The 11157-nt window shown below is 41.6% G+C and carries 9 protein-coding genes; 6 read left to right on the top strand and 3 right to left on the bottom strand.

From position 1 onward, the window contains the following. Together ACRCJ0_RS06215 and ACRCJ0_RS06210 are read left to right on the top strand one after the other, a co-directional pair. Nucleotides 1–301 (top strand): ROK family protein (locus ACRCJ0_RS06215; RefSeq protein ID WP_431389901.1); only part of this gene is annotated, 301 nt, incomplete at its 5' end. Nucleotides 302–571: 270 nt separating this feature from the next. Next, nucleotides 572–3355 (top strand): cation-translocating P-type ATPase, encoded by a 2784-nt coding sequence (locus ACRCJ0_RS06210; protein WP_431389899.1) that lies wholly within the window; start codon nt 572–574, stop codon nt 3353–3355. A gap of 198 nt (nt 3356–3553) precedes the next feature. On the opposite strand, the gene ACRCJ0_RS06205 is transcribed toward ACRCJ0_RS06210, so the two are convergent. The 3 genes from ACRCJ0_RS06205 to ACRCJ0_RS06195 are packed head-to-tail and all read right to left on the bottom strand — an operon-like array spanning nt 3554 to nt 6918. Further along, nucleotides 3554–4744: an ABC transporter permease gene (locus tag ACRCJ0_RS06205; protein ID WP_431389897.1), complete on the bottom strand. Its 1191-nt coding sequence runs from the start codon at nt 4742–4744 to the stop codon at nt 3554–3556. Then, the gene (locus ACRCJ0_RS06200) at nt 4731–5987 is read right to left on the bottom strand and encodes an ABC transporter permease (RefSeq protein WP_431389895.1); all 1257 of its coding nucleotides are present in this window, start codon (nt 5985–5987) and stop codon (nt 4731–4733) included. Before ACRCJ0_RS06200 ends, ACRCJ0_RS06205 begins: the two co-directional genes overlap by 14 nt. After that, the gene (locus ACRCJ0_RS06195; RefSeq protein WP_431389893.1) at nt 5977–6918 is read right to left on the bottom strand and encodes an ATP-binding cassette domain-containing protein; all 942 of its coding nucleotides are present in this window, start codon (nt 6916–6918) and stop codon (nt 5977–5979) included. Before ACRCJ0_RS06195 ends, ACRCJ0_RS06200 begins: the two co-directional genes overlap by 11 nt. Before the next feature lie 206 nt (nt 6919–7124). On the opposite strand from ACRCJ0_RS06195, the gene ACRCJ0_RS06190 reads away from it, so the two are divergent. The 4 genes from ACRCJ0_RS06190 to ffh all read left to right on the top strand — a co-directional run bounded on the left by ACRCJ0_RS06190 (nt 7125) and on the right by ffh (nt 11074). Further along, nucleotides 7125–8315, top strand: a complete 1191-nt coding sequence (locus ACRCJ0_RS06190) for a sensor histidine kinase (RefSeq protein WP_431389891.1) — start codon at nt 7125–7127, stop codon at nt 8313–8315. Beyond that, complete coding sequence (locus ACRCJ0_RS06185; RefSeq protein WP_431389890.1) at nt 8296–8952, top strand: response regulator transcription factor; 657 nt, start codon at nt 8296–8298, stop codon at nt 8950–8952. Before ACRCJ0_RS06190 ends, ACRCJ0_RS06185 begins: the two co-directional genes overlap by 20 nt. A 244-nt stretch (nt 8953–9196) precedes the next feature. Further along, a complete protein-coding gene (locus ACRCJ0_RS06180; RefSeq protein WP_026466318.1) occupies nt 9197–9559 on the top strand; it encodes a putative DNA-binding protein in 363 nt (120 codons plus the stop codon). 60 nt (nt 9560–9619) lie between these two features. Continuing rightward, entirely contained in the window at nt 9620–11074 is a 1455-nt protein-coding gene (gene ffh, locus ACRCJ0_RS06175) for a signal recognition particle protein (protein WP_149358084.1), read from the top strand. The last annotated feature ends 83 nt before the right edge of the window (nt 11075–11157 follow it).

Genomic DNA, 11157 nt, shown 5'->3' with positions numbered 1-11157 from the left:
TATTAAAGGTGCTGACTTACCTTCAGATCATGAAGTCTGGGACTATGTGGCAAATTATTTAGGGCAAGCGATTGCAAATTATACTTTAACTTTAGCGCCAGAACGCGTCGTACTAGGTGGTGGCGTGATGCATCAAGATCAATTATTGGATAAGATTCGTACACAAGTGGAAAAAGCGCTTGCTAATTATGTTGAATTGCCAGCAATGACAGATTATATCCAGTTACCTAAGCTAGGTGACAATGCTGGGATTACTGGTTCGCTACTATTAGCGAAACGCGCTTTAAAAGATGTAAAATAGGCAGATGATTGAAAGATAGTGAGCCTAATTTTTTTTAGGTATAGGTTCTTAAATCGGGTGAGCTAGTGAGTAGTTCCGCTAATGAAGTCAGATATATATAAGGTTGGAAGTCATCTTCCAGCCTTTTTTTGGTAGGAAGCATTTATGATTGAGATTAGCTATGGCTAAAAATGTCGTATTCGCAAGTTGAATCATTTTTAATGGATAAAATATTATGTTAACATAATATGTAAATAGAGCTGAACGTTCTATTAAAGAAAGGATGAGGCGATGAGCAAAAACATTTATCAAAAAAAGTTACAAGAGGTCATTGATGAATTAGAAACATCGAAGACTGAAGGATTGAGTGACCAGGAAGTTTCTGAACGTTTAGAAACTTATGGGGAAAATAAGTTACAAGAATCGGATAGTAAGTCTAAGTGGGAGATCCTATTAGATAATTTAAATAACATTATCGTTTATTTACTAGCCGTCGCAGCCATAATTTCAATTGCAATGGGTGATTGGATTGAAGCTATAGCCGTGATGCTGGCCGTTCTCATTTCGGTGCTGACTGGATATTTTGTAGAAACTAAAGCCCAAAAGTCTGTGGAAGCCTTGCAAAATATGGTCAATACTAGTGTACATGTGATCCGAAACGGAGAAGAGATTGAAATTGATTCTTCTCAGCTAGTCCCAGGAGACGTGATGGTTCTTGGTGAAGGAGACGCGATTGCTGCAGATGGTCGTTTGCTTACAAGCAACAACTTTGCAGTCATGGAAGCGTCATTGACCGGTGAATCTGAAGCTGTGGATAAGGACCCAGATGCGACTTACGACGAAGAAGAGTCAATTGGTGACCGGTTAAATATGGTCTTTTCAGGTACTGCAGTGACGCGTGGTAAGGCGCAAGTGATTGTAACTGGTACTGGAATGGAAACTGAAGTTGGTCGTATTTCTGAAATGATGACGGGTGAAAAGGACATGCAAACCCCGTTAGATAAAGAGGTTGACCAATTAGGTAAAGCCTTGATTGTCGTAGCTTTCATAGCAGCAGCTTTAGTAGTTGCTATTGGTTTATTCAACGGCAACCCGCCAAGCGAAATCTTACATATTGCCGTAATCCTTGCGGTAGCAGCAATCCCCGAAGCTATGCCAGCTGTTCAAACCATTACCTTATCAAATGGTATGCAGACAATGGCTAAACACCAGGCCTTGGTTAAAACACTTTCTGCAGTTGAAACCTTAGGTGCTACGTCGATCATAGCGTCAGATAAGACGGGTACATTAACAGAAAATCAAATGATGGTTGAAAGTATCATTATTAAAAATGATGTCCAATATGAAGTTTCAGGTTCAGGCTATACACCTGAAGGCGATATTACAAAAGATGCGGAAAAAGTAACTTTCGATATTGATTCAATTGAAGATGTTGACGATTTAAGCGACAACAAGGCTGTCTTATTGAAATTGATTACGGACGGTTACTTGTCATCTGATGCCCGTTTAATCGAACGTGATCAACTAGATGATGAAGAAGCAGCTGAATTAGAAGACGAAGATAATCAAGACCCATACACCATTAAAGGTGACCCAACAGATGGTGCCTTAACGGTATTAGGCCATAAAGTCGGTCTATCACCGCAGTGGGAAAAAGACAATGACTACAAACTTGTCCAAGAAATTCCATTTGATTCTGAGAAGAAATATATGGCAGCACTTTACCAATTTCCAAATAACATCCACCGCCTAATCGTAAAAGGTGCTATGGATGTGGTCCTAGACTTAGTGGCAACTGAAAACGGTGAAGAAGATTTCTGGCAAGAGAAGAATGACGACCTGACAGCAGACGGTAACCGTGTAATTGCTTTGGCTTCATATACCCTTAAAGACCAAGGAGACGCGGATAAAGTCGCTGACGACATGGAAGCTTGGTTGGACAACAATACAGACAAGTTAACTATGGACGGATTATTCGGTATCATTGACCCGCCACGTCAAGACGTGAAAGATGCTATTGCCCAAACACAAGCGGCCGGTATCCAGGTGAAAATGATTACAGGAGATCACCCAAGAACCGCATCTGTTATTGCCCGCGATATTGGGATTGAAAACCATGAAAATACCATGACTGGTAAAGAATTGGATGCGATCCATGAGGATAAAGACTTTATCGACAAAATCCGCGATGTGGCCGTATTTGCCCGCGTATCACCAGAAAACAAGTTACAAATTGTTCGTGCCTTCCAAGATTCAGGGGACGTTGTGGCGATGACAGGTGACGGGGTTAACGATGCGCCGGCCTTAAACGGTGCTGATATCGGTGTTGCTATGGGTATTCGTGGTACTGAGGTTGCTAAAGAAGCTTCTGACATGATTTTAACCGATGATGCTTTTGGTACGATTGTGGACGCGGTTCGTGAAGGGCGTATCATTTTTGAAAATATCAAAAAATACATTTCCTTCTTATTCGCATGTAACATGGTAGAGATTGTGGCAATCCTAACGACGATTATCTTTATGTTACCAATGCCAATTCAACCACTACACATCTTATTCTTAAACCTATTAGTAGATATTGGTCCAGCGATTGCTTTAGCCTATGAAAAAGCAGAAGCAAATGTTATGGAACATCCACCAAGAAATCCGGAATCTGGTTTAGTCAATAAGACATTCTTAAGTCGGATTATCATCTCAGGTGTGATTATTGGTCTAGGTGCCTTCGGGGTATTCTACCTATTCCATAATATCTTTGGTATGAGCTTAACTTATGCACAAACTGCGACATTTACTTACATGGCAATTGCGCAATTGTTCCATATCTTAAACGTTCGTCGTTTATCAGGATTTGGACTAGATAAGACCTTCTTCCAAAACAAACTACTATTAGCCGCAATGGCCTTCTCAGTAGTCCTACAATTATTGGTTGTTTATGTACCTTTCTTAAACAATGTATTTGGTACAGAACCATTGACATTAGCTACTTGGGGTATTATCCTAGCTATCGTTCTAGTTGTGACCATTATTGTATATGTAGTGAAAAAATTAGCTGGATTAAAAGATCCAGAAGCTTAAATTCATGAGTTAGTGACTATTTGAAAAAATGAATATAGCAAAAAAACGAAGATCCGCTAACTTGTGGGTCTTCGTTTTTTTGGTGTAAGTTGTTGAGTGCGATTGCCAGCAGTCTTGATTTTTTGAATATTTGCTTATTGGCAATGAAAGTCGCCTAAACTTTCAAGTCAGCTACAAGATGGTAGCCATTGTTCATGGCTAGATGGTAGCTGTCTGACGATAGCGACGGTAAATATAAGTTAGAGACATGTAGGCTAAGGCGATTAGGACTTGAATACCCATATATTGAAAGACGGTATTGAGCTGGGTTGGGCTCAAATTTTCTGCGCTTAGGATAATTTCGTCGGCCTTCACCTGCCAAATCGGGGTGGCAATCTGCGCGATTTGCTGCATGACTGGGCTGGTGAAATTGCGTGGGATAAATAGACCGGATGTAAAGGCCACTAGTAGGGAAATGGCGGTAGAACAGAAGGACACAATCCCTTTATTTGGCGCTACTGTCACGATGAAGAAGGCCATCTGTTGGATCCCAAACATGGCGACAAAGGACGACAGCAATAGGAGTTGCCCGTGACTTGAAAACAAGGTGTCAAAGCCGTAGACAAGGCCACCAACGGTCATAATCAAGAGCCACAATGCTAAACCAAAGATACTACACGCTAAGAATAGCTCGGTATTGCGCCTGCTGGTTGAAACGTCTCCTAACCGGTCTCGTTTCATGATTTCTGGATTACGCATGGAAATCATTGGAAAACCAAAGACTGTAATCAAGGTCATAATCATGGTATAAGAAGCTAGGTGGGTGAAAGACATACCAAAACCAATTGTATCGGGGTCCAGATTTGTGGACTCACTGGTAGAGACCGTAATATGATCAGCGATTGAGTCGGTGACTAGCTGTAGGGTGGTGTTGACAGCGTCTGGGTCATTGATATCAGTAGTACCAGTGTTTAGGTACTGGAAATTGCGGATATAATTGTTGATTAATATGTCGGCATAGGTTTCAACAGATGATTCAGGCCCAACCCTTTTTTCAAGGGGAATGAGGTCTTCGCCTTCAAGTAGGGCGTCGCCAAAGCCGGCAGGGATTTCCAACACATAGTTGGCGTTTTCGTAGTAAAGGGCGTCGACAATGGCTTCCTCGTCGTCAGGCAGGTCAACGATTTCATTCTGGTCACTTAAGTAGTCGACAAAATGGTCAGTCACTACATTTCCTTGGTCGTGGTTGACAAGTCCCATTTTGATTTCGACCTGGTTAAAGGAGGAATCCAAATTGTTGGAGTAAATCATACTGATGGGAATGGCCAAGGCGAATAGGATGACGATATTGATCATAATGTTGCTTCTATAAGCGTTTGCTAGCGAATAGAAGAGTTTAAAGATTTTCATAGTCGGTCCTCCTAATCCCAATGAGTGAAATGATCAGACATACCGCCGCAAGCCCAGATAGAATCATCATATTTTGATTGTATTGGGCGTAAGTTGGGTAGTTGTTTAAATAATAGAATGCGTCATTGATTAAGGCGACAGGGTTGAGTTTGTTGATAATAGGGGCATTATTGACTACCCAAACTTTCACATCGTATGACATCATCCCAGAAAGCATCCCCAAAATTAAGGGAATGACAATGGCAATCCCCATAATTAGTTCAGCTTTCTTTTTAAATACGGCCGCAAAAGCTGATCCCATCAAAATCCCAGTAATTGGTCCAAGGGTCATAAGGGCGAAAATTCGGGGCCAGTCATCGCCAAGTGGCACATCATTGAGCCAGTAAATCCCAAGCAGTATGTAGATAACCAGTAATGCTGGGACAATCCAAGTTAGGGTAATGGCCAGGTAGCGGGTGTATTTAGTTGTTGGGGAAACCGTTTCCCGCAAGGCAGTTTCAGCATAATTGGCTTCATTTTGTAGGACTAAGTTGATCCCAATACTCATATAGAAAATACATACATAGGCTAGGGCCACATAGTAGAAATTGGACCAGGCAGACACCTTCTTGTTGGCTTTACTGGTGACTAGAATGTCTTGGTCAGTATTTAGTTGATCTAGGCGAAAATTAACTTGATCTACCGCTTCCTGTGGGTCTGGCGACTGGATGGCCTGGTCAAATAGCAAAGTAAAGGCATTGGTTGATGAGGCAAAGGATTCAAGAATGGCATAGACAATGGTTGAAGTGATTGATGAGGCAGCTGATGGGGCAACTTCAAGGTCAAATTGCATTTGACTCTGGTCGTCAAACCCTACATAAATAGCCTGGCTGATAATTCCTTCACGAAGGTGGGCTTGGGCTGTTTCCTCATCTTCCATGTTAATGGCTAATAGGGGATAATCGCTTGAATCCACCACACCAGTAGCAATTTCCTCAGATTCAACCACGTCTCCAGCTTCAATTGAACCTTCAGTGGCGATATTGGCTAGTAAGTCTTTAGCTTCCGTGATTTGGTCAGCAGTGCCCTCATAGACAACCGCTACAGGAATAGCATCAAAATTTTCAGTTTGATTGTTGATTCCTTGAAAGGCCAGCATGTAGACCAAGCCGTAGACTAATGGGAAAATGAGTCCCCAAAGTAAACCTTCATTATTTCGTAAAACAATTTTAATGTTGTATAGGAGCGCATGTTTAAACATCATCCCTCAACTCCTTACCAGTGATTTCAAGAAAGACATCATTCAGTGTTGGCTTTTGAACAAATAGGTTCAGGATTTCTACTTCGGACGATTCAAGAGTTCGCATCAGGTTGACTAGGTGGTCGATCCCTTTATTAAATTGAATGGTCAGGGTGTTTTCTTTATAGGAAACGTTAGATACGTCAGCTAAACTTTCCAATTTTTCTAGTAAGTCACTTGGCATCGCAAAGATTTCAGCTGTGACAGTTTCAAAATGATTGGACATGCCTTTAATCTCATCCGCTGAACCAGTCACTAATTCCCGCCCCTTATCCATAATGGTTAACCGGTCACAAATCAATTCAACTTCTTCCATATAATGGGTGGTATAGATGATGGTTTTCCCTTCAGCCGCTAAGGACCGGATCCCATCTAAAATGTTGTTTCTTGATTGAGGGTCAACGGCTACAGTTGGTTCATCTAAAATGATCAAATCCGGTTTATGGGCAATCCCGCAAGCCAGGTTGAGCCGGCGAAGTAGCCCACCCGATAGTTGTTTAGGCCGGAACTTTCTAAATTTTTCAAGGGCTACGAAGGCGATGGCGTCGTCCACATAGGCTTTCCGTTCTTTTTTGTCTGAAATATATAAACCGCAGAAGTAGTCAATATTGCCTTCGACTGTTAATTCCTCATAAACCCCAACATTTTGCATGACTAGGCCAATACGACGCTTGATATCGTAGCGACTAGGCGCCATTTCTTCACCAAAAATCTTCACATCACCGTTATCGTATCTTAATAGGGACAGCAAGCAATTGATAACGGTCGTTTTGCCGGAACCATTGGGCCCAAGCAAGCCGTAAACCTCTCCTTCATTGACGGTCAGGTCAAAATGGTCAACCGCCACTAAATCTTTGTACCGTTTGACTAAGTCTTTGATTTCTACAATAGCCATGAAAATCTCCTCCTCAATTTTCAAAATGCAGGTTTAATTTGCAAACTTTTTATCGTGCTCTTTCTTAACCTTATTATCTAGGAAATGCTGGTGGTTTGGAATAGAGAAATGTCCCCAAGTCTGATGACAGATGTCATTGAAAAACTAACAAATTCCTATAGAATAAGGATATAGATACATAACGAGGCTAAGAAAGGGGTGGCAGGATGCGCGCACGATGGACGGAATTCGGTTTGAAGATGACTATGTTTGTAACCGTGATTGCTTTTATCATTTATGACCAAGGGGCAATGACTATGCCGATTATTGAAATGGCCTTGGCCTTTATCCTTTCCGCTCAAGTCATCGCCATCACCCAAGCGAATCAGGTTTATGAAGCTAACGGAGCTAATGAAGATAGTCTAGGGATTTTTAAGGTCCTGGGCAAAAAAAATCCTGCTGTCCAACTTGTTTTTGTGCTAGGGCAAATCATGGTATTGTCCTTTTTCTGGCCGAATTTTTTTTACTTTATGCCCATCTTTACCTTTGATTTTTACGTTGGCAAACTAAAACACCTGCTATTGCTTATAGTACCTATGATAATTTTAGGCAGTCTCATTGACTTGCCAGTGGCTTTAGTTATTACAATCACTGGTATTAGCATATTGACTGCCTACTTACATACTTCTATTCAAACGGCCATGAATTTTGAAACAGATGCCTACCAACAAATTGACCAACTAAGTGCCGTCAATAATCGTTTTCGCCAAGAGCAACAACATCTGATTGCTGTCCAAGACCAACAATCTGAAGAACAAGTCAGACTTGAACGGAAGCGGATTGTCGATGAAATTCATGATATCTTAGGTCACCAACTATCTTCAGCTGTGATCCAAATCGGCGCGTTGGAATATATGGTTAAAGACGGACAAGCCAAAGAAAGTCTAGGTCAAGTGAAAGACGTTTTGAATACCTCAATGGCCAATATCCGAGCGGTTATTCATGCTGAACATGCCTCAACCATCCAACTAGACCAAGAATTAACTCGACTCACGCAAGATTTTACTAAAGCCCCCATTCAATTCACCTATAAGAATACCCGCCCCCTAACCAATCAAGATGCCCACTCTATTTTGAATATCGTTAGGGAAGGGCTGACCAACATTAATAAACATTCAAACGCTACAAAAGTCCAACTTCGCTTTACAGAAAATGTCGATAAGTGGACCTTATTGCTGGCGGATAATGGTCAGGGGATTAGTCCCGATACGAGTGGTGGCGGGATTGGTATTATGAATATGGAAGAGCGGGTCCAACAACTGGGCGGTAAACTCCATATTTCGACTGATAACGGCTTTCGGATTTTTATCACCATTCCCTTTAAGGAGGATTTAAACCATGAAAATACTACTCGTTGATGATGACTTACTGGTCACTTCTGGGATTGAAATCATTCTAAAGGCCAAGGCCGCTGACTTAGATTTACCACTAACGATTGTGGGCATTGCCGCTGACGGACAGGAGGCAGTGGCTTTATATGAAGAAACTGCACCCGATATTGTCTTGATGGATATCCGGATGCCTGTGATATCAGGGATTGAAGCGGGTAAGCAGATTTTAGACCAAGACCCACAAGCACGGATCATCTACCTGACTACCTTTTTAGAAGACGACTATATTATCGATGCCTTAAAAATTGGGGCCAAGGGTTATCTACTCAAAACCGATTATGAGTCCTTGATTCCAGCTATTGATGCAGTTATCCGCGGACAACGGGTCTTTGGCGATGAAATTGTGGCCAAGATTCCTGGTTACCTAGCTCAATGTCAAACTGCCAAAAAGGTAGACCCACTGCTTGCTGACTTAAAGGAAAAAGAAAAGACCCTGATTTATTGGGTGGCCCAAGGATTGAACAACAAGGAAATCGCCCAAGAAATGCACTTTTCAGAAGGGACAATCCGCAACTATTTATCAGAAATCTTGGATAAATTGGATGTGCGGGACCGAACCCAGTTAGCGATCTACTACTTCAAAAATATGGAAGGTGTGGATTAGGGTAGGCATTCTTATCCGTATTGTTTGCTTTAAATTTCATGTAAGCAGATTTGAGGGCACCACAGGACTGTTTAATTTGACCTATTTCGCGGATAAAATTTTGGGGTTGTCAGCAAGACTGTGGCACCCTTTTTCCCTAAAAGGTCTTGGGGCATTTCGTTGATTCAATAAGTTTGATAGTGTATACTAAACACTTGTAAAGGAAAACTGCTTGACAAATTTTAGACAGATAGAAGAGGCTTAGATGGAGATTCAAAAAACAAATGAAATGAATACCCTGTTGATTTTCTATGGGGATTTATTAACTGAAAAACAACGTGTTTATATTGAACTGTACTATGCTGAGGATTTTTCTTTAGGGGAAATCGCAGAACATTTTGATGTGTCAAGACAAGCAGTTTATGATAACATTCGCCGGACAGAAAAGAGTTTGTTGAAGTATGAAAACCATTTGCATTTAGCGCGTGATTATTATGCCCGTGAAGCGGTAGGGGAAAAAATGGCTACTTATGTAGCAGAAAAATACCCAGATGATACGCAACTAGCGGACTATATGAAGCAATTAATTGCAATCGATAACCGTGATGAAGCAAGTGAAGAATTTTAACAAATATAGGTCCGAATTGAATGCTTAAGATGAATGAATAAATAAGGAGTGTTACCAAGAATGGCTTTCGAAAGTTTATCGGATAGGCTACAAGGCGCTGTCCAAACGATGGGTAAGAAGGGTAAAATTACCGAGGGCGATTTAAAAGAAATGATGCGTGAAGTGCGTCTGGCTTTACTAGAAGCTGACGTGAACTTTAAAGTCGTGAAAGACTTTGTGAAACGTGTCAATGAACGTGCGCTAAACAGTGAGGTATTGCAATCACTATCGCCAGCGCAACAAGTCGTGAAGATTGTTAACGACGAATTAACTGACTTAATGGGTGGAGAACACGAAGATATTCAATTCGCAACCACACCACCAACCGTGATTATGATGGCGGGGCTTCAAGGTGCCGGGAAAACAACTACCGTTGGTAAGTTAGCAGCTTTCTTGAAGAAAAATGACCACAAGAAACCCTTGCTGGTAGCCGGCGATATTTACCGTCCAGCGGCTATCAACCAGTTACAAACAATCGGTCAACAATTAGACTTACCAGTCTTTACTTTGGGTGACCAAGTAAGTCCAGTTGAGATTGCGACTCAAGCGATTGAACATGCTAAAATGAATGGCCATGACCTAGTCTTCATCGATACGGCCGGTCGTCTACAAATTGACGAACGGTTAATGACTGAGTTAAAAGATATAAAAGCAGCCGTTAATCCGGATGAAATCTTATTAACTGTTGACTCGATGACTGGTCAAGAAGCAGCCAACGTTGCTAAGGCCTTTGACGAAGAGTTGGATATTACAGGGGTTGTCTTAACAAAATTAGATGGTGACACCCGTGGTGGTGCGGCCTTATCTATCGTTTCTGTAACTGGTAAACCGATTAAATTTACGGGTACTGGTGAGAAATTAAACGAGATTGAGCGCTTCTACCCAGACCGTATGTCTAACCGAATTTTAGGTATGGGGGATATGTTAACCCTTATCGAGAAAGCCCAAGCTGAGTTTGATGAAAATGAAGCAGAAGCGATGGCAGCTAAGATGCGCGAAAATACCTATGACTTCAATGACTTCATCAAAAATATGGACCAAATGAATAAGATGGGTTCAATGAAGGATATCTTGAAGATGATTCCAGGTATGAATAAAATGGGTAACTTGGACGACTTAAATGTTGATCCAAAACAAATGGCACAAACCAAAGCCATGATCCAATCTATGACCCCGTATGAGCGTGAAAATCCAGATTCTATCAACCAATCACGCCGCCGTCGTATCGCCAAAGGGTCAGCGACTACACTGCAAGAAGTGAACCGTTTAATTAAACAATTTAACGAGTCACGTAAAATCATGTCAGCTATGTCTAACGGCAACATGGGCGCTCTTCAAAACATGATGGGTGGCCTAGGTGGCGGTGGCTTCGGTGGATTTGGAGGCGGTGGCAACCGTAACCAGAACCGCGTCGCTGAATTACAAGCCAAACAAATGGCCCGCAAGCTGAAAAAAGCTAAGAAAAAAGGGAAGTAAACCTATTTTCGACCCCAGGGGAAAATAATTTTGCCCTGTAAAGAGAAAATACTTTACAAGCTGAATAAAACTTGTTATCATAA

It is taken from the genome of Aerococcus sp. L_32 (assembly GCF_050689315.1).
Note: the sequence above shows the minus strand (reverse complement) of the source record. Positions and strands in the feature narration are given on the sequence as shown.